The sequence below is a fragment of the Gordonia sp. NB41Y genome (assembly GCF_030718915.1).
GTDB classification, from domain to species: Bacteria; Actinomycetota; Actinomycetes; order Mycobacteriales; family Mycobacteriaceae; genus Gordonia; species Gordonia desulfuricans.
The window spans coordinates 2,352,127-2,375,566 of record NZ_CP132196.1 but is presented as its reverse complement, the minus strand read 5'-3'; the positions used below and the strand labels follow the sequence as shown (position 1 = coordinate 2,375,566).

Sequence of the window (23,440 nt, the reverse complement as noted above, 5' to 3'; positions counted from 1 at the left end):
CTGGAGGTCAGTGCCCTCACAGGCCGTCGGCGCGCGGCTTCCAGCTGGCCACCGCCCAGATGACGATGATGTCGAGGATGATGATGATGATCGCCCACACCGGGTAGTACGGCAGCCACAGGAACTGCGCGATGATCGACAGGGATGCGATCAGGATGGCCGCGACGCGTCCCCAGTCGCTGCCCACCACCAGACCGCCGGCCACGATCACCGCGATGATGCCGAGCACGATGTGGATCCAGCCCCACGAGGTCAGGTTGAACTCGAAGATGTAGTCCTCGGTGAAGACCAGCAGGTTGTCGTTGTTGACCGCCGAGATGCCCTGGAAGATGGCGACGATGCCGGCGACGAAGAGCAGGGCGGCCGCCACGATCGAGATGCCGACCGCGAAGCCTTCCTTGGTCGCCGCGTTGATCTGTTTGTCGGTGTTGGACTCACTCATGAAAAACGTCCTTTCGCTGTGCACACGCCGGTGCTGTCCGAATTGATCGTAGTAAAGGTGAGGAGTGCACTGAAGTCATCTGTGGGCATATCGCCCAAGTCGGCACAAAAGTGTCGCAAAGTGTCCGCTGACCAGGCGATTTAATACTTTGCGCCGGTAGGGGGTAACCTAGTCGAGGTTCCACACACGGGGTGTGGCGCAGCTTGGTAGCGCGCTTCGTTCGGGACGAAGAGGTCGTGGGTTCGAATCCCGCCACCCCGACGCTAGGTTGAGATAGCAGAAGAGGCCCTGGCCGGAGAAATCCGGTCAGGGCCTCCTCGTTTCCGGCCGAACCCGGCACGAAAGTGTCGACGAACGTGCATGTATCCGACGACATTCCGTCACGAATCCCGGGCCGTCGCATACGACTGCAGGAACAAGGCCTCGACGAGTGCCATGTGCTCGATCTCCGACGGGTCGACGCTCTCGTTGGGTGCGTGGATCAGGCACTGCGGTTCCTCCACGCCGAGCAGCATGATCTCGGCGTCGGGGAAGGTCTCGGCGAAGACATTGCACAGCGGGATCGATCCGCCCTGTCCCATCAGCAGGACCTCGGTGCCATAGGCGCGTCGCATGGCGTCGACCATCGTGTCGTAGCCGACACCCGCGGTGGCGCCGATGAACGGTGCGCCGTCGGCCTCCCGGTCGATCGTCACGCGCACGTGCCACGGCGCGGCGCGCTGGAGATGGTGGATCAGCGCCTGCTGGGCGACCTGTGCGTCCATCCCGGGCGGCACACGCAGGTTGATCCGGGCGCGGGCACGTGGCTGGATGGCCGCCGACGACCCGACCACGGGCGGACAGTCGATGCCCAGGACGGTGGCGGCCGGTCGGGCCCACACCATGTCGGCGACACTGCCCGAGCCCAGGAGATCCACTCCGTCGAGGACCGTGGCGTCGGTCCGGAACGCATCGACCGGATACTCCACGCCATCCCAGTGCGCCGATGCGTCCAGTCCGGCGATCGTGGTGTTGCCGTGCTCGTCACGCAGTGTGGCCAGCATCGCGACGAGCGCGGCGAGGGCATCCGGCGCCGCGCCGCCGAACATGCCGGAATGCATTGCCGAAGAGAGGGTCTCGACGGTGACGACGACGTTGGCGATCCCCCGGAGGCTGGTGGTGAGGGCCGGGCGGCCGACGGCGAAGTTGCCCGAGTCGCAGACGAGGATGGCGTCGGCGGCCAGCAGATCGGCGTGCTTCGGCACGAAGTCCTCGAGGCCACCGGTGCCCTGCTCCTCCGATCCCTCGCCGACGATGGTGATGTTGACACCGCGCTCGCCGCCCAGTGCACGAAGGGCGGCGAGATGCATCGCGATGTTGCCCTTGCAGTCGGCGGCGCCGCGCCCGTACCAGCGGCCGTCACGTTCGGTCAGCGTCCACACCGGGGAGTCCCACTGGTCGTCGCCCAGCGGCGGCTGGACGTCGTGGTGGAAGTACAGCAGCACGGTCGGGGCGTCGTCGGGGCCGGCCAGATGGCCGACCACGGCCTTGCTGCCGTCCGAGGTGGTGTGGGCGGCGACGTCGTCGAATCCGATGGCCGAGAACGACTCCTGCAGCCAGTCGACCATCTTGTCGCACTCCTCGGGGGGCGACTGCGCGGCGTCATGGACCGACCGAAAGGACACCATCTCGGTCAGATCCGTTCGTGCACGTGGCATCTGGGCATGAACGCGGTCGCGTAGGGTGTCATCGGTCATCGCTGCTCCTCGGTTGCGGGGTCGGACGTGGTGGTGCGGGGCCAGATCCAGAACACCGCGGCGGCGGAAGCGAGCACGATGATCGCCGTGACCAGCATGGTCAGGCCGAGTCCTCGGGAGAAGGCGTCGATCACGGTGTCGGTCACCATCTTCTGGAGATCGGCGGGCAGTCGGGACAATGCCTCGGTGAAGGACGACGAGTTCACCAGCGCGGCATGGGCCTGATCGATCTCCGGCTGTGTCATACCCGAATCGGCCACGGCATGGTGGGAATCGGCGATCGTCAGGCCGCGGGTGATCGCGGTGAGCAGGGCGACTCCGAGTGCCCCGCCGACCATGCTCGACATCTTGAAGACACCGGCGGCGGTGCCGGACAGGCGATCCGGGACATCGCCGACAGCGGTGTCGGAGATCGGGGTGGACAGCAGGCCGAGGCCGCAACCGATCACCACGAGCGCCACCATGATCAGCCAGAGCGTCGAATCATGGTGCAGCGGGGAGATCACCGCGAATCCGACGGCCAGGACGACCAGGCCGAGCAGCACCGGCCGGCGTCCACCGACACGTTCGTCGAGCCGTCCGCCCAACGGGATCAGGGCGAAGATACCGATCGTCGCGGGCAGCATCAGCAGACCGGCGGTCACGGCGCTGTACCCGCGCGCATTCTGCAGCCACAGCACCAGCAGGTAGCTCAGCCCCGCGTAGGCGAGATTCATCACGAGGTTGGCGGTCAGTGCGCCGTCGTAGGCACGTAACCGGAACAGCGACAGATCCACCAGCGGCGCAGTGGCCTTGCGCTCCCACAGCACCCAGCCGACGGCCAGGACCGCAGCCGCCACGAACAGGCCGATCACCAGCGGCGACGACCAACCGGCCGTGGGACCGTCGGTCAGCGCGTACAACAGGGCGAAGACGGCCAGCCCGAGAGTCGCGAGGCCGAGCCAGTCGATGCGATGGTCGGCACCGGCATCGCTGACCTCGGGGGTGACCACGGCGATGGTGATCGCGGCGGCGGCCAGTGGCAGGTTGATCCAGAACAGCCACTGCCACCCCGGTCCGTCGGTGATCACCCCGCCGATCGCCGGTGCGAGCGCCTGCCCGCCCCAGGCGACCGCCTGCCAGATCCCGAAGGCGGTGAGCTGTCGGGAACCGGTGAACTGGGCGGGGATCACCGCGAGTGTCGCCGGGAGGATCAATGCCGCGCCGATTCCCATCAGGGCCCGCCCGACGATCAGGACCTCGACCGACGTCGCGAGCGCGGACAGGATGGAGAACACCGCGAACACGGCGATGCCGACCTGTAGTACCCGACGCTGACCGAAGATGTCACCGAGCTTGCCCGAGGCCACCACGAATGCGCCGGCGGTCAGACTGAAGGCGTTGTTGGCCCACTGAAGACTGCCGAGATCGGCGTGCAGGTCGTCGGCGACGGTCGGTGTGGCGACCCCGAAATCGGCGAAGGCCAACCACACCAGACCCGCCGCGGTGCAGGTGGCCGTCAGCGAGATCCATCGGCGTGAACCGGGTACGGTGGCCGCCGTCGTCATCGCGCGTAGTTCTGCTCGTCGATGAACTCGCGGACCACGGCCGCATTCTGTGGACAGTAGACCTCGACGATCAATCGCATTCCCTCGAAGACGTTCTCGGTCAAGATGATCGGACGGACATAGAACTCGCCACCGACGCCGATCTGGGTCTTGAGGTAGCCCAGTTGTTCCTTGCTGCCGGTGGCCGCACAGACGGTGCCGCCGTCGTCGCCGAGTACCTGGGCCACCTTCTGGGCCGGGTACGGCGTGGCCAGACCGTTCTGTTGGTACAGGGAGATCAGTTGCTCGGCCTTGGCGACCGCCTCCTTGTTGTCCCGGTGGTAGTCGTAGGTCGCCAGCATCACCACGAGGAGGACCAAGACCACAGCGCCGACGATCCAGTAGATCACCGTGCTGCCGGTGTGGCTGCTGTTGTCTGCGTGGGTGTTCGCACCGTCGGTGCTCATGACGGTTGCTCCTCGGAGTTCTCGGTGACATGCCAGCTCGGCTTTCGGAAGACGATCAGCAGCCAGGGAACGATGAGTCCCAGCAACAGGATTCCGCCGCCGACGATGCCGACGAAGGCCCACGGACTGCCGTTCCCGAACTGTGACGGCGGAACGAAACCGATCACGATCGCGGCCACCGAGGCGATGAACCCGACGCCGCACAGCAGCGGCAGCGCCGGGGCGCGGTAGCCGCGCGGGTGATCGGGGGCGATCTTGCGCAGTCGATAGGCGGCGATGAACAGCCACAGGTAGACCAGCAGGTAGACCGAGGTGGTGATGGTCATGAAGATCCAGTAGGCATTGGAGACCGCCGGGACCAGGGCGAACAGCAGCGCCAGGAGGGTGGTCACCCAGCCCTGCACCACCAGGATGTTCTGCTGTACGCCGACCTTGTTGGTCTTCTGCAGATAGGGCGGCAGGTATCCGCCGTCCTTGGCGACCAGCAGCAGACTCTTCGACGGGCCCGACAACCATGTCATGAAGCCGGCCAGCGACGCGATCACGATGGCGAGGCCGACGATGGGGACCAGCCAGCCGAGTCCGAAGTGGGCGAAGACCACCGAGAATGCCTGCATCACACCGGCGGTCAGCGAGATCTGGTCTCCGGGGACCACCCACGAGATGGCCAGCGGCGGGAGGATCAGGATCACCAGCACCAACGCCACCGCGAGGAACATCGCGCGTGGGAACTGCTTGCCCGGTTCCTTGAGTTCGTTGACGTGGACGGCATTCATCTCCATGCCGGAGTAGGCGCCGAAGTTGCTGACGATGAGCACGATGCTCGCGATGCCGGTCCAGGCGGGGAAGATGTTGCTGCCCGACATCGGGGCCGCCGACGGATTGCCCTGCAGCAGATAGACGATGCCGAGCAGCACCAGCAGGGCACCGGGGATCAGGGTGCCCACCAGCACGCCGCTCGATGCGAGTTTGGCGATCACGCCGATACCGCCGCGTAGTGCGAGAAGTACACCCGCCCAATAGACGACGATGATGACGACCGCGGTGAACACGCCGTTGGAGGCCAGCGTCGGATCGATGACGTAGGCGAGTGTGCTCGCGACGAACGACAGCAGCGTCGGATAGTAGAAGATGGTCATCGCGAACTGATGCCAGGCCGCGGCGAATCCCATGTTCGGTGAGATGCCCTCGGTCACCCAGCGATACACGCCGCCGGACCAGCCGGAGGCCAGTTCCGCCGACACCAATGCCGTCGGCACCAGGAAGACGATGGCCGGCAGGACATAGAGGAAGACGCATGCGAGACCGTAGACGGCCATCGTCGGTGCCGGGCGGAGACTGGCGACCGACGACACGGTCATCAGGGCCAGTGCCGTCCAGGTGATGTAGGAACCGGATGGACCGCGGGTCGCGCTCGTCGCGCCCGGCCCGGGTGTCGTCGAATCGGGTTCTCCGGCTGCGTTTCCGCCTGCCGTGTTTCTTCCCGATGCAGGTCCGGTGGGTTTGTCGGTCATCAGCACTCCTGGTCGAAGTGTGCGGTGCCGGTCATGCCGCCGATCTCGACCGGCACGGATGGGGGACCTTGTGGTCCGTCTGAATCCTCGCCACCCTCGGGGGTCGATGCATCACCCTCGGTGGGTGAATGTGGCGGTCACCCCCCCGAGGGTGAACTCACGAGGTGGTCACCTCGAGTGCACGTAGTCCCATCTCATCGAGCCTGGCGAGGTGTCCGAACAGCTGCGCCTCGTCGACGACCTCGCCGGTCAGGACGATGTGACCGTCGCGCTCGCCGGGGGACAGGCCCGGAAGGTCCGATTCCCGTCCGGCCGGCAACGGCCCGTCGATCATGATCTCGCAGCGCATGATTCCCTCCAATGCTCGATCGGACGGGCCGCCCCGCGTCGGACGTGTCCTTCGATCAGCTCCCGTGTTCTGCGCGCAGTTCGACCAGGTGCAGGCCCAGTTCGTCGACGCGAGAGACGAATGCGATCAGATCGGCCTGCGTGTCCAGCCGGGCGCGGACGATCGTTCTCCCGTCGTCGTGGGCGGCCCCGGCTCCCCCGATCAGGGCATACACGGCGAGCTCGGAGAGTTCCCCACCGATCACGATTCGATAGGTCGACATCGGAGCTCCTCGCATGGATGTGTGCGGTCCACCCCTCCAACACCGTCCGCCGGCGGTGTCCGATTGTCGTCACCCGGCGGGGGTGAACGGATTCGTCGTCGGGCGGAACCGGCATCGGGCGGAACCGGCATCGGGCGGAATCGGCGAGGATGAATCGGCAGACACGAATTCGCCGGAGAAGGGATTCGGGAGACCGCATTCTCGATATCGAATACCGATCGATATCGACCGAGTAATCCCTTTTCCCTCGAATTCGTGCCATTCTCGTTTTATGCCGTTCGCGCCGTTCGTGCGGTCGTCCCTGCGGTCGCGGCTCCGTCCGCCGACCGCGGTACGGTCGCGGGTGTCGCGTGCTCACCTGGCCGACGGTCCCGCGTGGGACCGTCCGGTGATGCTGTTGTCCGCATCGGCCGGATCTGGCAAGACCACCCTGCTCACCGAGCGTGCGGAACTCGTCGCGCGCAGGGGCGGGGTGGTGGCGTGGCTGACGCTGACCGACGCCGAACGGTCGGCGACCGCGTTGTGGACGGGGGTGCTGGCCGCGTTGGCGGTGGGGCATGCGGCCGCCGGGCACCATGAGTTCGGTGCCCGGATCGGCGAACTCGTCGTCGACGACGAGCTGGCGATGGTCGACGATCTCATCGACATCCTCGGGGATGCGCCGGCAGCGTCGACGCTCATCGTCGACGATGCACACGAACTGCGGGCCGGTCACGGTGCCGATGCCCTGGCGGTGTTGTCGGCGACGGTCCGGTCGGTGCGGGTGGTACTCGCCGGGCGGTGGGACCCGCCGGTGCACTGGACCCGTCTCGTGATGGCGGGGACCGCGGCGCAGATGCGCGCACCGGATCTGGCCTTCGGCCGTTCTGAGGCGCAGGAACTGCTGCGGCGCAACGCTATCGAGCTGAATCCCGGGCAGCTCGACCTCGTGATGGACCGCACCGAGGGGTGGGCTGCCGGATTGCAGCTGACCGCCGCCGCGTTGCGGAACCGTTCGGACACCACCGATCTCGACGAGTACCTGGCCGCGCTCTCCGGTGACTCCATGCCGATCGCCGACTACATCGTCGACGAGATCCTCACCGCACTCGCACCGGACGTCCTCGAATTGATGACGGCCACCTCGGTTCCCGATCAGGTGACCGTCGACCTCGCGGTGCGGCTGTCCGGGCGTACCGACGCCGGTCGGGTCCTCGAGGGCCTCGTGGCCGCGAGCATGCTCGTCGTCCGCGCACACGCAGACCCGCCCACCTACCGCTACCACGCGCTGCTGCGGGCCTACCTGCTCGCCGACGGCGCCCGCCGTGACCTGGGCGAGCAGCGTCGTGCGCTGCTGGTCTGCGCCTCCTGGGCGGAGGAACATCAACTCCCCGAACATGCCCTGGCCTACCGGATGCACGCAGAGGACTGGTCGGGGACGGTGCGGTTGCTCGAGGAGCGCGGACTCGACCTGGCGCTGCGCGGGCAGGGGAGGCTCGTCGACGAGGTGCTGGCCGGATTGCCGTCGGCGATCACCGCCGAACCGGGCATGGTGTTGTTGTCGGCGACGGTCGCCGCCGTCGCCGGAGAGGCACAGACCCTGCGGCACGCATTGCTCGGGCTCGGGGACGATCCCCGCTCACAGGCCACGTCCACCGCCGTCGTCATGCACGCGACGGCCCTGCTGATCGATTCGATGGTGTCCGGCGATCCGACGGTCCCCGGGACGGTGCCCACATCCGGGTCGCGGCAGACCCGCACCGACGACTGGGTCGGCGCCCTGCGCGACCAGCATGAGGTGGCGCCGGCGGCACAGACACTCGCGCTGGCGACCGCTGGCAGACTGTGGGCCGTCAAGGGGCGATTCGAGGAGTCGATGGCGACGCTGATCCATGCGCACCGACTGGCCGACACCGCGGGATACCACCTCCTCGCCCTGGACTGCCTGTCGTATTCGGTGATCGCCGCGGCCGGACTCGGCGACTTCGTGAAGCTCGATGAGCATGCCACGGCGGCAACGGATATGGCGCGTAGACGCGGATGGACCCGGCTACCGGCGATGGCCGGGGTGTACGGGGTCGGCGCCTGGGCCGCGTGGCGAGGGGGTCAGGACGACAGGGTGGGCGAGTACCTGATCCTGCTCGACCGTATCGACGGTGTGGTGGCGCCCCAGTCGGTGATCTCGGCGATCGCATTCGGCGCCTACCTCGATCACACGACGACCGGGGACCATCAGACGATGCGGGCCCGGACCGCGCGGCTGTGGGCCGAGTACGAGGTGACCAGCGCGGCCCCGCCGGCCTATGCGGTGCTGTTCGTCTCCGAACTGTCCGCGGCGTTGCGTGCCCGTGACCCCGCTTGGGTCGTCGAGATCCGCCGACGTTCTGAATCGGTCCTCGGTGCGCAGAGTGCGGTTCTGTGTGATGCCGTCAGGGCGATGGTCGACGGGCACGCATCCCGTGCGATGCCCGCGCTGCGGGCCTTCCGCGCTGAGCTCGCCTACCTGCAGATCTGGGCCACGCTTCTCGAAGTCGCCGTGCTGCAGGAGAACCGGCAGGAATCGGCGGCGTTCGGGCGGCTGCTCGACGCCCTGGCCACGGGTGTACAGACCGGTGCGGTCCGGCCGTTCCTCGAGGCACCGGAGCCGGTGGCCGAGATCGTCGTCGGCAACGCCGGACGCTTCGGCGTGCTGGAGGGTTTCGCCGCATCGATCACCACGACACTGCGCACCCGGGGTGCCACGAACGACGTCCCGGATCTCACACCCAAGGAGCGGGAGGTGTTGCGCGACCTGCCGTCGGATCTCACCATCGCCGAGATCGCACACGCGCGGACGGTGTCGGAGAACACGATCCGCACCCAGCTGAAGTCGATCTACCGCAAGCTCGGGGTGGGGTCGCGGCGTGATGCGGTTCGCCGTGCCCAGATCCTCGGGCTGGTGTGAGGAGATCGAGAACAGCTGACCGGCAACCGATTCGGCCTGTCGGTGTCTGCGCCGGCTCAGACGTCCAGTTGTGTCGCGAGATCCTCGATGTCGCGGGCGTGGAAGTCGTTGTGCGGTGAACCCGAGTCGTCCTTCGGGTCGCCACCCCATTCGGCAGGCCGCTCGATGAAGGCGGTGTGCAGGCCGTGTGAGCGGGCGGCGTCGAGGTCGGACTGATGGGTGGCCACCATCATCACCTGGGCCGGCTCGACCTCCAGCAGCCGTGCCAGTCCGAGGTAGGTCTCGGGGGCCGGTTTGTAGTGGTGCCACAGATTCGAGGCGCCGATGACATCCCAGCCGAAGTCGTTGTGCTTGGCCATCTCCGACAGCAGCGCGACGCTGCCGTTGCTCAGTGCGCAGACGGTGAAGCGGCGGCGGAGCCGGGCCAGACCCGGCGCGGAGTCCGGCCAGCCGGGAATCGTGCGCCAGGCATGCACCAGACGTGCCACCGTGGCGTCGTCGGCGGCGACACCGGATTCGGCGAGCACACCCCGCAAGGTCTCGGTCTGCAGGTCGTCGAGACCACGCCAGGGCAGCTCACCGGACTCCACCCGGGCCAGGATCGGTGCGTACCGGCGGCGCCACTCCCGTGTCAACGCGGCCGCATCGTGTCCGGGCAACTCCGCGGCCATGGCGTCACGGATACCGGTGAACCAGTCGGCGACGGTGCCGAAGGTGTCGAAGGCCAGGACCCTGATCTGATCGGCGGTGGTCACCGGCACGCTCAGTGGGCGTCGGTCGCGAGCTGCGGCAGCGAGTGGTCCTCGTCGAAGGAGGCATCGCCGTGCGAGACCGGGGTCAGCGTCAGCAGACTGGCCTCGGGGCGGCAGCAGAAGCGGGCCGGCGCATAGGGGGAGGTGCCCAGACCGGCGCTGACGTGCAGCTGCATCGACGCACCCCAGCGCGAGGGACCCTTCACCCGGGACCGGTCGATGTGGCAGTTGGTCACCAGTGCGCCGACGCCCGGCAGGCACAGCTGGCCGCCGTGGGTGTGACCGGCCAGGACCAGGTCGTAGCCGTCGTCGGCGAAGCGATCGAGCACCCGCGGCTCGGGTGAATGGGTCAGTCCCAGCCGCAGGTGGGCCAGCGGATTGGGACGTCCGGCGACGGTGTCGTACCGATCACGCTCGATGTGCGGGTCGTCGACCCCGGCCGCCACCACCCGCACTCCGCCGATCTCGAGCTCACGCACGGTGTGGGTGGTGTCCAGCCATCCGCGCTCGACGAATGCCGCCCGCAGATCCTGCCAGGGCAGCGGCTCACCGTGGGTGCGCTTGTGGTCTTTCTTGAAGTACTTGAACGGGTTCTTCGGCTTGGGGCCGAAGTAGTCGTTGGACCCGAAGACGAACAGACCCGGCCGCGACAGCAGACCACCGAGTGACTGGATCACCGCGGGCACCGCCTGCGGATGGGCGAGGTTGTCACCGGTGTTGACCACCAGGTCGGGTTCCAGGGCGTCGAGCTCGGACACCCACGCCTGCTTGAGCCGCTGGCCGGGCATCATGTGCAGATCGCTGATGTGCAACACCCGCAACGGCGTCGACCCGGGCTCGAGGACGGCCATCGTGGTGTGCCGCAACGTGAACGCATTGCGCTCGATCACCGTCGAATAGAACAGCCCGGCGGCCGCGAGACCGGCCCCCGCGGTCGCCGACCGCGCGATCGTCGACGACGGCAGGCGAAGATCCAGGCGCTGCACCGGATTCGAGTCGAGGATGGACATCAGCCCAGGATACGCGTGCAGGCGATCATCCCGGAAGATCGATCACCACCGGTCCGACGCCCGGCACCTGCACCGTCGTCTGGGTGGGCTGCCCCGACCCCTGGCCCTCGGCGCGGCGGCCGTTGCTCACATAGATCGTGATGGTGCTGCCCGGCAGGGCCGAATCGCTCGGCGCGGTGAACACCACCGTGCCCTGCGTCTTGCCGCTGTCGACCTCGAGCTGGGTGACCTTGAATCCCGCCGACTGCAGTCGCGAGGTGGCCTCGCTCGCGGTCAGGCCGGTGACCTGCGGGATTCGGCCGCGATCGGTACCCGCGACATAGCGCGGGTCGGTCGGCGGCAGCTGGGTGGGGCCGAAGTTGTTGGCCACCGGCAGCATCGCCTGATACCAGGTGCGGGCCGGTTCCATACCGCCGTAGAGGTTGCCGTCGTAGCAGGACCGCAGCGGGCTCGAGCAGATGCCCGACGGGTTGGGGCCGTCACTGTAGACATAGGTGGCGCCGGCGATGTTGTTGGTGAAGCCGAGGAAGGCCGACGAGCGGTGCGCCTCGGTGGTACCGGTCTTGCCCGAGCTGGGCAGGGTCCAACCGATGGCGCCGGCGGCGGCCGCCGAGGTGCCCGCACCCTTGTCGTCCTCGCTCATGGCGTTCGCCAGGGTGTTGGCCAGGCCGGTCTCCACCACGCGTTCGCAGGCCGGCGGATTGAACGGGACCCCGGTGAGCACCGGGTTGCCGTCCGGGCCGGGCACCGGGTTGCCGTTCTCGTCGCGCTTGATGGTGCTGATCGACCCGATCGGCGACGGCGGGCACCAGACCCCGCCGGATGCGAGGGTGGCCGCCACGTTGGACAGCTCGACGCCGTTCACCGGGAGCGGGCCCAGGGTGAACGATCCGAAGTTCCCGTCCTTGACGTACTGGGCGATGCTCTTGTCCCCGGACCCCGAGGTGCCGGGGGTGTTGTAGGACCGCAGGCCCAGCCGTACGGCCATGTCGACGGTGGGTTTGACGCCCACCTGCTTGAGGAGGTTCACGAACGCGGTGTTCGGGGACTGCGCGAGCGCCTGCGTCACCGACATCGACGCAGGGTAGCGGCCGTCGTTCTTCACGCAGTAGGCGTTGGCCGGGCAGCCGTTGGAACCGCCGCTGTTGCCCATCCCCTCCACCGCGAGGAACCCCGGCACCGGGATGTTGGTGCCGGTACCGAGCCCCTGCTCCATCGCGGCGGCGACGGTGAACACCTTGAAGACCGAGCCCGCGCCGTCGCCGACCAGCGAGAACGGCTGCGGTTGGACGGTCTCGTCGGCGGCCTGGTCGAGTCCGTAGTTGCGGCTGGACGCCATCGCGAGCACCGCGTGGGAGGTGGTGCCCGGGCGGATCGCGCTCATCACATTGGCCACGCCGTCGGCGTGCGGGCTGGCCTGGGCCTGCGCCGCGCGCTGCACCGATCGCTGTACCGCGGGGTCCATCGTGGTCTTGATGATGAAGCCGCCCCGCATCACCGAGTCCCGGGAGATCCCGTTCTCGGCCAGGAACTGCAGGGCGTAGTCGCAGAAGAAACCGTTGTTGCCGGCGCCGATGCAGCCCTGGGTGGGGATGTCTGCCTTGGCCAGGATGCCCAGCGGTGCCTGTTTGGCCTGGGTGAGCTCGTCCCGGCGGTTCGGGAAGTTCTGGATCATCGTGTCGAGCACGGTGTTGCGGCGGGCCAGCGCCGCCTCGGGGTTGGTGTAGGGATCCAGGGCGCTGCTCGACTGCACCATGCCGGCGAGCAGTGCGGCCTGCTCCACCTTGAGGTCCTTGGCGTGCACGCCGAAGTACACCTGCGAGGCCGCCTCGATGCCGTAGGCGTTGTTGCCGAACGGCACCACGTTCAGATAGCGGGTGACGATCTGCTTCTTCGCCTCCTGCTTGGCCGCGGCGTCGGACATGCCCTTGCGCTTGGCCTGCTCGGTGAGCGACTGCTCGAGGGTCAGAGCCATCCGGACCTCGCGCAGCTTGCGTGCCGGGGTGGTCTCGGTGGCGGCCTCGCGGTCGGCCTCGGTCCGGGCCAGCACGAGCAGCTGATAGTTCTTGATGTACTGCTGGTCGAGGGTCGATGCACCCTGCTGGACCTCGCCCGACGACGAGTTCTTCAGCGCGGCACGGATCGTGCCCTTCCAGTCCACACCGTCGTGTTCGAGGAACCGGCGGTCCTCGATGGAGATGATCGCCGCGACCATGTCCGGGGAGATGTCGTTGTATCCGACCTGGTAGCGGTACTGGTCGAAGAGCAGCGCGATCGGGTTGCCGGCCGAGTCGGTCATGGTGGTGACCTCGGGCAGGGTGCCGTTGAGCAGTTCGGAGGAGACGTTCTCCACCGCCGACGCGGCGCGGTTCGAGACGAGTCCGACGCCGCTGGCCACGGGATAGAGGAGACCGGCTACGAGCACACCGGCGAGGACACACGCGGCAGCGAGCGGCCCGAGCTTCTTCGAGACTGGCACCACGACAGGATACGTGTGATTTCCCGAACACCCGGTCACCGACGGGTGGGAGTCCGGTCGGGGGACACCGATCTTGGGTTTCACCTGCGGTTTCGTGCCAAGTATGCACGGTTGTGCCAGTTTTTCGCGTTCAGGGGTTGCGGCCACAAGCACAGATCCCTAGATTGAGGGCAGAATGTGACTCACCTAACAGGCGTTCCGGAGACGTGTCACACGTATCACCTCCGGACGAGGATTTCGTGAACCGGACTCCGGTGGGGAGCACTCGACGTCGGGCGATGCCGTCCGGCGATGGGCATTCACAGAACAGGGGTGACGGTATGGCGACAGCGGCAGTATCGGCGGCGGCAGTATCGGTGGGGGAGGCACGTCTGAGTTGGGTGTCGCAGGCGCGGTGCCGTGGCGAGAATCCCGACGACCTGTTCGTCCGGGGGGCCGCGCAGCGCAAGGCCGCGACCATCTGCCGGCACTGCCCGGTGCAGCTGCAGTGCGGGGCCGATGCGCTCGACAACCGCGTCGAGTTCGGTGTCTGGGGTGGGATGACCGAACGTCAGCGGCGCGCCCTGTTGCGTCAGCATCCCGAGGTCACCTCGTGGGCGGCCTTCTTCGAGGCGCAGCAGCGCCGTCAGCGCGCCGCCGTCTGAGTTCCGGTGGCCTGACCTGCAAGCCCCGAACCCGCAGGTCCTGAACCCTCAGGTCCTGAACCCGCAGGCCGGCGCACACGGCCGCGCCGCACACTTCTCCAGCCGACATCACACATCCCATCACCGACCGACACACCGGCCGAGGGCGATCAGCCCCGGCCGGTGATCTGTTCGGCGACCGCCCGCAGTGCGACGCGGTCGGCCACCTCGAACGGCAGTGACGGCACCCCGACCACCGGCACCCGCGGATGCGATGCGGTGAACCGCTGCAGCAGGTGCACCTCCCGTTTGCCGGTCGCGGCGCGCTCGGCATGCACCGCCAGCACCCCGCGCGTCAGGTCGTCGTCGACGTGGTCGAGTGCCACCCGCGCGACCTCCTCGGAGATCCCGGTGAGGTTGGGGTGGGTGCGGTTGAGGATCAGCCCGGCCAGCGGCATCGACTCCTCGGACAGCCGGTCGACGAAGAACGCGGCCTCGCGGAGGGCGTCGGGTTCGGCGGCGGCGACCACCGCGAACCGGGTACCGGGCTGCTTGAGCAGTTCGTAGGTCTTGAGTGCGCGGTCCTGGAATCCGCCGAACATCGAGTCCAGCGACTGGACGAAGGTGGCGACATCGCGCAGCATCTCGCCGCCGATGATCGTCGAGACCCCGCGCATCGCCAGACTCATCGCCCCGGTCACCATCCGGCCCACGCCGCGACCGCCGCCGACGAGCACCTTCATCAGCCGGCCGGACAGGAACGACCCCAGTCGCTGCGGGGCGTCGAGGAAGTCCAGTGCATTGCGTGACGGCGGGGTGTCGACGACGATCAGGTCCCAGCGCTTCTGCTCGAGCAGTTTGCCGAGCTTCTCCATCGCCATGTATTCCTGTGTGCCGGAGAATGATTCGGCGACGGTCTGGTAGAAGGAGTTCTCCATGATCGCCGCCGCTCGCTCCGGGGTGGAGTATTCGAGCACCATCTCGTCGAAGGTGCGGCGCATGTCGAGCATCATCGCGTCCAGGGTCCCGGTGCCGTCGATCGCCACCGGCTGCGGGTCGTTGGTGAGCTCGGACATCCCCAGTGACTGGGCGAGCCGTCGGGCCGGGTCGATGGTCAGCACCGCGACGGTCCGGCCGTGCTCGGCGGCGTGCAGGGCCATCGCCGCGGCGGTGGTGGTCTTGCCGACACCACCGGCGCCGCAGCAGATCACGACGCGGGTCTCGGGGTCGGCGAGCATCGCCCCCATCTTCAGGTCGAGCGGCATCACGCCCCCGCTTTCTGCAGCAGATTCGCCAGTTCGTACAGGGAGCCCAGGTCGATGCCGTCACCGAGCGCGGGCAGTTCCAGGGTGGGTACCTCCACGTCGTCGAGCTGGGCCTTGGCGATCTGCTGGGCCTGCAGCCGCGACGCGTGCTCGATGGTCTCGGTGAGCAGGCCGGCGAAATCGTCCTCGGAGGCGGTGATCCCGGCGGCGGCGAGGCCGTCGGCCACCCGCTGCGCGTCGATCTTCCCCTCGGCGATGTCGTCGATGGAGTCCGGTGGTAGATGGATCGGGTTGACGCGGTTGATGATCAGGCTGCCGATCCGCAGGTCCTTGCCGCGCAGTTCCTCGACCGCCTCGATGGTCTCGGTGATGGGCATCGCCTCGAGCAGGGTCACCAGGTGGATCACCGTCTCGGGGGAGTGCAACAGCCGTACCACTCCGTCGCTCTGGTTGCGGATGGGACCGGTCTTGGCCAGATCGGCCATCGCCTTGGTGACGTCGAGGAAGGTGCCGATCCGTCCGGTCGGCGGCGCGTCGACGACCACCGCGTCGTAGCGGCGCACCCCCGCCTTGTCGGAGGCGATGATGCGTTCCTTGATCTTTCCGGTGATCAGCACATCCCGCAGGCCCGGGGCGACGGTGGTGACGAAGTCGATCGCGCCGATCCGCTTCATCGCCCGCCCGGCGAAGCCCAGGTTGTAGAACATGTCGAGGTACTCGAGCAGGGCGTGTTCGATGTCGAGGGCCAGCGCCCACACCTCGCCGCCTCCCTCGGCGGTCGCCACCCGTGTGTCGGTGGGCGGCAGGGGGGCGATGTCGAAGAGCTGGGCGATGCCCTGTCGTCCCTCGCATTCGACCAGCAGGACGCGCTTTCCGTCGCCGGCCAGCGCCAGCGCCAAGGATGCGGCGACGGTCGTCTTCCCGGTTCCCCCCTTGCCGGACACGAAGTGCAGCCGCGCGCGGGCAGCGGACTCCGGCCACACATTGGTCGCGGTCAGGTCGTCGGCGGTGTCGCCGGCTGTGTCGTGAGCCACCAGATCACCTTATCCACTGTGCTCAGCGCGTGGGGCGGACCGGTTAGGCTGACCATCATGAGTGAAGTGACCGCGTGGGAGTACGTGACCGTGCCGCTGCTGACGCATGCCACCAAGCAGATCCTCGACACCTGGGGTGCCGACGGTTGGGAGCTGGTCAGCGTGTTGCCGGGGCCGACCGGCGAACAGCACGTCGCCTACCTCAAGCGTCCGAAGGGCTGAACCGACCATGACCACCTGGACTGCTCGCCTGGCCGAGCTGGGCATCACACTGCCCACCGCACCCAAGCCGGTGGCCAACTATGTGCCCGCCGTCCGCAGCGGCAACCACGTCTACACCTCCGGGCAGCTGCCGTTCGTCGACGGTGAGCTCGCGGTGCGCGGCAAGGTGTCGGAGACCGCCGAGGGCGTCGTGCGTCCCGAGGAGGCCGCCGCCTGTGCCCGGCAGTGCATCATCAACGCGCTCGCCGCGGTGGACGGCCTGGTCGGGATCGACTCGGTGGTGCGCGTGGTGAAGGTGACCGGCTTCGTGGCCTCGGCGGTCGGCTTCACCGGCCAGCCCGCCGTGCTCAACGGTGCGTCGGACCTGCTCGGTGAGATCTTCGGCGAGGCCGGCGTGCACGCCCGCTCGGCGGTGGGTGTTGCCGAACTGCCGCTGGCCGCACCGGTCGAGGTGGAACTGATCGTCGAGGTCGCCGACAACTGAGCATCGAGATCGCCGGGCTGGTCGTCGCCGCGGCGGCGGCCGGCTGGGTGGATGCGGTGGTCGGGGGTGGGGGTCTGATCCTCATCCCCGCCCTGCTGATCGGTCAGCCCGGCATCGTCCCCGCCTCGGCGCTGGCCACCAACAAGATGGCCGCGGTGGTCGGTACCGCCTCGGCGGCCTGGCGCTTCGCCCGCAAGGTGCCGCTCGACTGGCGTCGTCTGGCACCGGTGTTCTGCTGTGCGGTGGTCTGTTCCGGTGCCGGCGCCTATGTGGCCGGCACCCTGCCCCGGCAGGTCTTCGTTCCCATCGTGCTGACCCTGCTGGTCGCCGTGGGACTGTTCGTCGCGCTCAACCCGCGATTCGGTTCCGGTGCCGGCACGTTCCGGTCACGCTCCTCGATCCTCGTCGGATTCGCCGTCGCCGGTGTGGTGATCGCCTTCTACGACGGTGTCATGGGGCCCGGTACCGGAACCTTCCTGATCATCACACTCACCGCGCTGGTGGGCACCAACTTCCTGGAGAGCTCGGCGACGGCCAAGGTGATCAACACCGGCACCAATCTCGGTGCGCTGCTGGTGTTCGCCGCACAGGGGCATGTGCTGTGGCTGCTCGGTCTGGCCCTGGCGGTGGGCAATGTGATCGGTGCCCAGCTCGGCGCCCGGATGGCGCTGGGCCGTGGCAGCGGATTCGTCCGCTGGGTCCTGCTCGCGGTGGTCGTGGTGATGGTGGCCAAACTCTCCTATGACCTGCTCGCCGCGTGATCGGATAGGGTCGCAGGACAAGCAGAGTCGAGGGGGCCGGCGGTGATCGGGACGATCGGGGTGGTCACGGTGGCGATCGGCGGTGGCGATCAGCTCGGCGAGGTGGAGCTGCCATTTGCCGGGGGGACCGAGCGATTCCTGGCCCGCGGCCGTGAACCGATCGGCGTCGACCAGTCGGTTCTCGTGGTGGCGGAGTCACCCGGGCGGATCGTCGAGGTGGAGCGGTGGATCGTGCCGCCGACCGTCGGTCGTTCGGTCGATCTCCGGTGACCACGAGGCCGCTTCCCAGGATTCTGTATTCGATTGTCGTTCTGTATTCGACTGACGCAGAGGAGTACTGATGCTCGGTTACAACGTTCCGGAGCCAGACGAGGCGATGCTGATCTCCGGCAAGAAGCGCAGTGAGGGTGCCGCGCCGTTCGATGTGGTGGTGGGACATGGCAAATGGGCGATGCCGTTCTTCCGCAAGGTGCGATTCTTGTCGATGGCGTTGCACGAGGCCAGCATTCGCGAGGTCTGTGTGACCACCCAGGGTATCCAGCTCAATGTGCGTGCGGTGATCGCGCACAAGGTGGGTTCCGATCTGGCATCGATCGTCAATGCCGGCCAGCGGTTCATCTCCGAGCAGGAGGACGAGATGAATCAGCTGACCGGGCAGGTCTTCTCGGGTCATCTGCGGTCGATCGTCGGTTCGATGACGGTGGAGCAGATCATCCGCGAGCGTGACACCCTGGCCCGTCAGGTGCTCGAGGCGTCGAAGCGGGAGATGGGGTCGATCGGGCTGGTCGTCGATTCCTTCCAGATCCAGTCGATCGACGACATGGACTCCGGCTACATCAACGCCCTCGCCGCCCCGAACATCGCGAAGGTGCAGCGGGAGGCGGCGGTGGAGCGGGCGCGCGCCGACCAGGAGGCCGCCATGGCGCAGCAGGAGTCGCTGCGGAATCAGGCCGACTACGAGCGCGAGACCGCGATCAAGCGGGCCGAGATCAAGTCCGAGACCGACAAGGCCAATGCCGAGGCGGCCCAGGCCGGTCCGCTGGCCGAGGCCCGCGTCACCCAGGAGATCATCCGCGAGCAGTCGTTGCTGGCCCAGGCCCAGGCGGATCTGCGCGAGCAGCAACTGATCTCGGAGGTGGTCAAGCCGGCCGAGGCGGAGGCCCGACGCACCCGCATCCTCGCCGAGGCGGAGGCCCAGGCGGTGGAGATCTCGTCGGCGGCGGCCGCCAAGAACAATCGGATCGCCCTCGACCAGCAGCTGATCGAGCAGTTGCCGCAGTTGGTGGCGGAGGCGGCCAAGGGGCTCGGCAGCTCCAACCTGACCGTCTTCAACGGTGCGGAGGGTGTCAACGAGCTGATGACCGGAGTGGTCACCCAGGGTGCGGCGCTGCTGCGCAGCCTGCAGGACGAGATCGCGCCGCGCGTGGTCGACCATGCGGACGGGCCGGGCCGGGAGAGGTGAGGCCGGCGTCACGGCCGGTGTGGTCGGGGTGACCCGGCCACACTAGGCTGTGGCCATGACCGACCCCGGTGCCCCCGTGTCCGAGTCCCCGGCCGAGCCGACCCATCCGGCATACGGGCAGCTGCGTCAGGTCACGCCGTATGCGTCGGTGTTGTTGTGCGACAACGCCGGTGTGATGGAGCTCGACGGCACCAACAGCTGGATTCTGCGGGCGCCGGGCTGTAAGGAATGTGTCGTCGTCGATCCGGGGCCACCGCGGCACAAGAAGCACGTGAAGGCGCTCGCGGCACAGCCCGGTGTGGCGCTCACCCTGATCACCCACCGGCACTTCGACCACACCGGTGCAATCGATGCCCTGCACAAACGCACCGGTGCACCCACCCGTGCCCGGTTGCGCGAACACTGCCGCGATGGTGCCCCGTTGCGTGACCGCGAGGTGATCGACGTGGCCGGGCTGCGGATCACGGTGCTCTACACCCCCGGTCACACCGGTGACTCGGTGAGCTTCCTGGTGGAACTCGACGGTCACCGCGCGATGATCACCGGCGACACCATCCTCGGTACCGGGACCACCGTGATCGATCCGTCGGACGGCAGTCTGCGCGACTACATGGGGTCGCTGAATCGGCTGATCGTCGACGGCGCCGAGGCGGCGTTGCTGCCCGCGCACGGTCCTGACCATCCGAGGCTGGAGCCGGTCGCGCGGTTCTACAAGGCGCACCGTGAGGAACGGCTCGACCAGATCCAGCGTGCGCTCGACGAGATGGGCATCTCGGCCCGCAAGGCCAAGCCGATGAAGGTGGTCCGCAAGGTGTACGCCGACGTCGACAAGAAGCTGTGGCCGGCCGCACGGATGTCGGTCAAGGCCCAGCTGGAGTATCTCCGCGAGCACGAGTAGAGGCACCGGACTCCGGAAAGCGAACGTCACCAATCCGCGACGGCGAGGAGCCGGCTGAACGACGACGTCACCGGCATCGTTTGCGCCGCGCCGCGGTGCAGGAGGAAGCGGCGAGGAGTGGAGCAGCACCGTTAAACGACGACGTCACCGACATCGTTTGCGCCGCGCCGCGATGCAGGAGGAAGCGGCGAGGAGCGGAGCAGCACCGTTAAACGACGACGTCACCGACATCGTTTGCGCCGCGCCGCGATGCAGGAGGAAGTGGCGAGGAGCGGAGCGACGATGTCGGTGACGACGAAGAGTGGTGCTTGAGGGCGCAAACCCGCGACGGCGAAGCCGGCGCAGAACTACAGAGTTACCGGGCGCGGCGGGCGAGGCGCTCGCTGTCGGCGATCAGTACGCTCTTGCCTTCCAGGCGCAGCCAACCGCGCTGTGCGAAGTCGGCGAGGGCCTTGTTGACCGTCTCGCGGGAGGCGCCGACCAGCTGGGCGATCTCTTCCTGGGTGAGGTCGTGGGTCACGCGCAGCGAGCCACCCTCCTGGGTGCCGAAGCGCTGGGCCAGCTGCAGGAGCTGCTTGGCGACACGACCGGGCACGTCGGTGAAGATGAGGTCGGCCAGGTTGTTGTTGGTGCGGCGCAGGCGACGCGCGAGTACGCGCAGCAGCTGCTCGGCGATCTCCGGGCGATCCTTGATCCACGCACGCAGGGCGTCGCGGTCCATCGAGACCGCGCGGACCTCGGTGACCGTCGTCGCCGACGAGGTGCGGGGGCCCGGGTCGAAGATGGACAGCTCGCCGAACATGTCGGACGGGCCCATGATCGTCAGCAGGTTCTCGCGGCCGTCGGGTGACCGACGTCCGACCTTCACCTTGCCGGACAGGATGATGTACAGCCGGTCGCCGGGCTCGCCCTCGTGGAAGATCACATGTCCGCGGGGAAAGTCGACGGGCTGAAGCTGCTTGGTCAGTGCCGCGACGGCCGAGGGCTCAACGCCCTGGAATATGCCCGCCCGCGCCAGTACTTCCTCCACCAAGGAGTCCCTTCTCACTCAAAAACCGGTGGCATACCCGGAACGGCACACCACCTGCAACGCTACTCTCGCCCCCAGCATATGTGTTGAATGGGTCACTGGCGGGTCTTTGCGAACGTGTATCGGACGAGTCGGTCAGCCCGCACGACGGGTGCGGAGTTCGTCGAGTGCGGCGGGCATTCCTTCGCGCGCAAGGGTGTCCACCCCTTGGGCGTCGGTGGCCTGCAGAAACTCTTCGACGTTGTCGCGGTTGACCGCCACTCGGTCGGTCCAGGCCTGAACCTTTTCCATCCCGAGTGCGAAGAGCATCAGCACCGCCGGGAACAACAGCACGGCAAGTCCTTGCATGGGGAACAGTAAACACAACCTGTTCGGTGTCCCCCAACCTGGAACGGCCGTGGTGACCCACTTGTGACCTAACGGGTGCCGGGATCACCCCCGCCGCGGAACGTCCACACAGCCGGAATCGCTAACCTGGATCAGATGGCCGCGCGCAAGGTGTCGGCGTCGGTGCCACCGCCGACGCGGATCAGGACCGAAACCCACCTGGGGCTGGTCCGGCGTGCGCGCCGGATGAACCGGACGCTCATGGTGGCCTTTCCCGAGGTGCACTGCGAGCTGGACTTCTCCACCCCGCTGGAGTTGTCGGTGGCGACGATCCTGTCGGCGCAGTGCACCGATGTGCGGGTGAACCAGGTCACTCCGGCGTTGTTCGCGCGGTACCGTTCGGCGCTGGACTACGCCCAGGCCGATCGCACCGAGTTGGAGGAGATGATCCGTTCCACGGGTTTCTATCGGAACAAGGCCAACTCGATCATCGGGTTGGGGCAGGCTCTGGTGGAGCGGTTCGACGGTGAGGTGCCGGGCAGGCTGGCCGATCTGGTCACCCTCCCGGGATTCGGGCGCAAGACGGCGAATGTGGTGTTGGGCAATGCTTTCGGGGTTCCGGGTATCACCGTCGACACCCATTTCGGCCGACTGGTGCGGCGTTGGCGGTGGACCGATGAGACCGATCCGGTGAAGGTCGAGCATGCCGTCGGCGCACTCTTCGAACGCAAGGAATGGACCGATCTGTCCCACCGGGTGATCTTCCACGGACGACGTGTCTGTCATGCCCGGAAACCGGCGTGCGGGGTGTGCATCCTGTGCAAGGACTGTCCGTCGTCGGGCACCGGCCCGATGGACAAGCTCGAGGCGGCGGCCCTGGTGAAGGGTCCGGAGACCGATCACCTGCTCGCGCTCGCGGGGATCGGGGACTGATGGACGACACCACGAACCCTGATCGGGAGAGCCCGGATCGGGGCGCCCCAGAACGGGACGCCACAGAACGGGACGGCACAGAGACTTCCGCGCCGGGAGCATCCGGCGGCGGGAACCCCGGTAGCGAAGTGTCCGGCGGCGAGAACCCCGGCAGCGAGAACCCCGGCACCGGGACCCCGTCGGCCACCGGCCGGGCGCACACCTCCCGGTTCCCGCCGGCGGCACGGTGGACGCTGGTCTTCTTCATCGTGATCATCGCGCTGGTGGTGGCGATCTGGCCCCGCGGCGGCGACGCGCCGACCTCGCCGTCGGATATGCAGGTGCGGCCCTCGGGTGCGTTGTCGGCGACCGACCTGCAGGTCGACGACTCCGAACTCGCCCAGGCCCGCGCCGATGCCGCGCTCGCCCCATGCCCGCAGACCGGGATGCCGGTGGCATCGGGCGCCGTACTCGCCGGGGTCGTCGCACCGTGTCTGGCGTCGGGCGTGCCCTACGACCTCGGCGTCGGTACCGCCGGACGGCCGGTCGTGATCAACATGTGGGCGGTGTGGTGCCAGCCCTGCCGCCGCGAACTGCCGGTCCTGGCCGAATACGCCCGCCGCGCCGGCGATGCGGTTACGGTGCTGACCGTGCACGCCCGTGAAGGCGCCAACAACCCGTACCTGGTGCTGCGATTCCTCGCCGAGCTCGGCGTGCACCTGCCGACCGTCCTGGACCAGGACGGCAAGGTCGCCGCCGCGCTGCAGGCACCCCGGGTCTTCCCGTCGACCATCATCCTGCGGGCCGACGGCACCGTCGCGAAGGTCGCACCGCAGGTCTTCGAGGATCCCCAGCAGATCGCCGACGTCGTCCGCGATGCCACCGGGGTGACCACGTGAGCACCGGGCGGCGCGACGGTCTGCCGCCGGAACCCCACATCGGCCCACTCGTGGCGCGCGAGG

General features: G+C 67.8%; 24 protein-coding genes and 1 tRNA gene. 11 read left to right on the top strand and 14 right to left on the bottom strand.

The features are described 5' to 3' along the window. Positions 1-16: 16 nt before the first annotated feature. On the bottom strand, positions 17-442 hold the full coding sequence (locus tag Q9K23_RS10270) for a hypothetical protein (RefSeq protein ID WP_053777473.1): 426 nt from the start codon (positions 440-442) through the stop codon (positions 17-19). Positions 443-629: 187 nt separating this feature from the next. On the opposite strand from Q9K23_RS10270, the gene Q9K23_RS10265 reads away from it, so the two are divergent. After that, positions 630-703, top strand: a tRNA-Pro gene (locus Q9K23_RS10265). A 119-nt stretch (positions 704-822) separates the two neighbouring features. Here the strand turns inward: Q9K23_RS10265 and Q9K23_RS10260 are convergent. From Q9K23_RS10260 to Q9K23_RS10235, 6 genes are all read right to left on the bottom strand, one after another. Continuing rightward, positions 823-2,178, bottom strand: coding sequence for a dipeptidase (locus tag Q9K23_RS10260; protein ID WP_020790328.1), 1,356 nt, complete (start codon positions 2,176-2,178; stop codon positions 823-825). Continuing rightward, complete coding sequence (locus Q9K23_RS10255) at positions 2,175-3,725, bottom strand: MFS transporter (protein WP_020790337.1); 1,551 nt, start codon at positions 3,723-3,725, stop codon at positions 2,175-2,177. Before Q9K23_RS10255 ends, Q9K23_RS10260 begins: the two co-directional genes overlap by 4 nt. Beyond that, the gene (locus tag Q9K23_RS10250) at positions 3,722-4,171 is read right to left on the bottom strand and encodes a hypothetical protein (protein ID WP_020790334.1); all 450 of its coding nucleotides are present in this window, start codon (positions 4,169-4,171) and stop codon (positions 3,722-3,724) included. The genes Q9K23_RS10255 and Q9K23_RS10250 overlap by 4 nt, the downstream gene beginning before the upstream one ends. Continuing rightward, positions 4,168-5,685, bottom strand: coding sequence for an APC family permease (locus tag Q9K23_RS10245; protein ID WP_082365914.1), 1,518 nt, complete (start codon positions 5,683-5,685; stop codon positions 4,168-4,170). Before Q9K23_RS10245 ends, Q9K23_RS10250 begins: the two co-directional genes overlap by 4 nt. Positions 5,686-5,842: 157 nt before the next feature. Further along, positions 5,843-6,034, bottom strand: coding sequence for a hypothetical protein (locus Q9K23_RS10240; protein WP_020790338.1), 192 nt, complete (start codon positions 6,032-6,034; stop codon positions 5,843-5,845). Positions 6,035-6,089: 55 nt separating this feature from the next. After that, complete coding sequence (locus tag Q9K23_RS10235; RefSeq protein WP_020790333.1) at positions 6,090-6,296, bottom strand: hypothetical protein; 207 nt, start codon at positions 6,294-6,296, stop codon at positions 6,090-6,092. Positions 6,297-6,567: 271 nt separating this feature from the next. Here Q9K23_RS10235 and Q9K23_RS10230 point away from each other — a divergent pair, with 271 nt between their 5' ends. Further along, a complete protein-coding gene (locus tag Q9K23_RS10230; protein WP_053777472.1) occupies positions 6,568-9,219 on the top strand; it encodes a LuxR C-terminal-related transcriptional regulator in 2,652 nt (883 codons plus the stop codon). 56 nt (positions 9,220-9,275) lie between these two features. On the opposite strand, the gene Q9K23_RS10225 is transcribed toward Q9K23_RS10230, so the two are convergent. From Q9K23_RS10225 to Q9K23_RS10215, 3 genes are read right to left on the bottom strand one after another with little or no spacing between them, the layout of a single operon-like run. After that, entirely contained in the window at positions 9,276-9,974 is a 699-nt protein-coding gene (locus tag Q9K23_RS10225; protein WP_261977949.1) for a haloacid dehalogenase type II, read from the bottom strand. Between the two features lie 8 nt (positions 9,975-9,982). After that, the gene (locus tag Q9K23_RS10220) at positions 9,983-10,981 is read right to left on the bottom strand and encodes a metallophosphoesterase (RefSeq protein WP_020790325.1); all 999 of its coding nucleotides are present in this window, start codon (positions 10,979-10,981) and stop codon (positions 9,983-9,985) included. Positions 10,982-11,006: 25 nt separating this feature from the next. Then, a complete protein-coding gene (locus tag Q9K23_RS10215) occupies positions 11,007-13,460 on the bottom strand; it encodes a penicillin-binding protein (RefSeq protein ID WP_053777504.1) in 2,454 nt (817 codons plus the stop codon). Between the two features lie 320 nt (positions 13,461-13,780). Between Q9K23_RS10215 and Q9K23_RS10210 the strand changes: the two genes are divergently transcribed. Continuing rightward, a complete protein-coding gene (locus tag Q9K23_RS10210) occupies positions 13,781-14,104 on the top strand; it encodes a WhiB family transcriptional regulator (RefSeq protein ID WP_053777471.1) in 324 nt (107 codons plus the stop codon). Positions 14,105-14,253: 149 nt separating this feature from the next. Here the strand turns inward: Q9K23_RS10210 and Q9K23_RS10205 are convergent, their stop codons facing one another. Both Q9K23_RS10205 and Q9K23_RS10200 read right to left on the bottom strand, forming a co-directional pair. Further along, on the bottom strand, positions 14,254-15,348 hold the full coding sequence (locus Q9K23_RS10205; RefSeq protein ID WP_053777470.1) for an ArsA family ATPase: 1,095 nt from the start codon (positions 15,346-15,348) through the stop codon (positions 14,254-14,256). Next, a complete protein-coding gene (locus Q9K23_RS10200; protein ID WP_244882689.1) occupies positions 15,348-16,382 on the bottom strand; it encodes an ArsA-related P-loop ATPase in 1,035 nt (344 codons plus the stop codon). The genes Q9K23_RS10205 and Q9K23_RS10200 overlap by 1 nt, the downstream gene beginning before the upstream one ends. A 57-nt stretch (positions 16,383-16,439) precedes the next feature. Between Q9K23_RS10200 and Q9K23_RS10195 the strand changes: the two genes are divergently transcribed. The 6 genes from Q9K23_RS10195 (at position 16,440) to Q9K23_RS10170 (ending at position 20,209) form a co-directional block, all read left to right on the top strand. Beyond that, a complete protein-coding gene (locus tag Q9K23_RS10195; protein ID WP_169798191.1) occupies positions 16,440-16,604 on the top strand; it encodes a DUF4177 domain-containing protein in 165 nt (54 codons plus the stop codon). A gap of 7 nt (positions 16,605-16,611) precedes the next feature. Then, positions 16,612-17,088: a RidA family protein gene (locus Q9K23_RS10190; RefSeq protein ID WP_020790326.1), complete on the top strand. Its 477-nt coding sequence runs from the start codon at positions 16,612-16,614 to the stop codon at positions 17,086-17,088. A gap of 2 nt (positions 17,089-17,090) precedes the next feature. Then, positions 17,091-17,849 (top strand): TSUP family transporter, encoded by a 759-nt coding sequence (locus Q9K23_RS10185; RefSeq protein ID WP_053777468.1) that lies wholly within the window; start codon positions 17,091-17,093, stop codon positions 17,847-17,849. Between the two features lie 42 nt (positions 17,850-17,891). Continuing rightward, positions 17,892-18,119, top strand: a complete 228-nt coding sequence (locus tag Q9K23_RS10180; protein WP_020790329.1) for a hypothetical protein — start codon at positions 17,892-17,894, stop codon at positions 18,117-18,119. 70 nt (positions 18,120-18,189) lie between these two features. Next, the gene (locus Q9K23_RS10175; protein ID WP_053777467.1) at positions 18,190-19,311 is read left to right on the top strand and encodes a flotillin family protein; all 1,122 of its coding nucleotides are present in this window, start codon (positions 18,190-18,192) and stop codon (positions 19,309-19,311) included. A 55-nt stretch (positions 19,312-19,366) separates the two neighbouring features. Beyond that, positions 19,367-20,209, top strand: coding sequence for an MBL fold metallo-hydrolase (locus Q9K23_RS10170; RefSeq protein ID WP_053777503.1), 843 nt, complete (start codon positions 19,367-19,369; stop codon positions 20,207-20,209). A gap of 355 nt (positions 20,210-20,564) precedes the next feature. On the opposite strand, the gene Q9K23_RS10165 is transcribed toward Q9K23_RS10170, so the two are convergent. Both Q9K23_RS10165 and Q9K23_RS10160 read right to left on the bottom strand, forming a co-directional pair. Beyond that, entirely contained in the window at positions 20,565-21,239 is a 675-nt protein-coding gene (locus Q9K23_RS10165) for a Crp/Fnr family transcriptional regulator (RefSeq protein WP_006373149.1), read from the bottom strand. A 135-nt stretch (positions 21,240-21,374) separates the two neighbouring features. Further along, a complete protein-coding gene (locus Q9K23_RS10160) occupies positions 21,375-21,587 on the bottom strand; it encodes a hypothetical protein (protein WP_020790344.1) in 213 nt (70 codons plus the stop codon). Between the two features lie 135 nt (positions 21,588-21,722). On the opposite strand from Q9K23_RS10160, the gene nth reads away from it, so the two are divergent. Together nth and Q9K23_RS10150 are read left to right on the top strand one after the other, a co-directional pair. After that, positions 21,723-22,499 carry an endonuclease III gene (gene nth / locus Q9K23_RS10155; protein WP_053777466.1) on the top strand — a complete coding sequence of 259 codons (777 nt, stop codon included), beginning with the start codon at positions 21,723-21,725 and terminating at the stop codon, positions 22,497-22,499. A 233-nt stretch (positions 22,500-22,732) separates the two neighbouring features. Beyond that, entirely contained in the window at positions 22,733-23,377 is a 645-nt protein-coding gene (locus Q9K23_RS10150) for a TlpA disulfide reductase family protein (protein WP_053777502.1), read from the top strand. Positions 23,378-23,440: the final 63 nt, after the last annotated feature.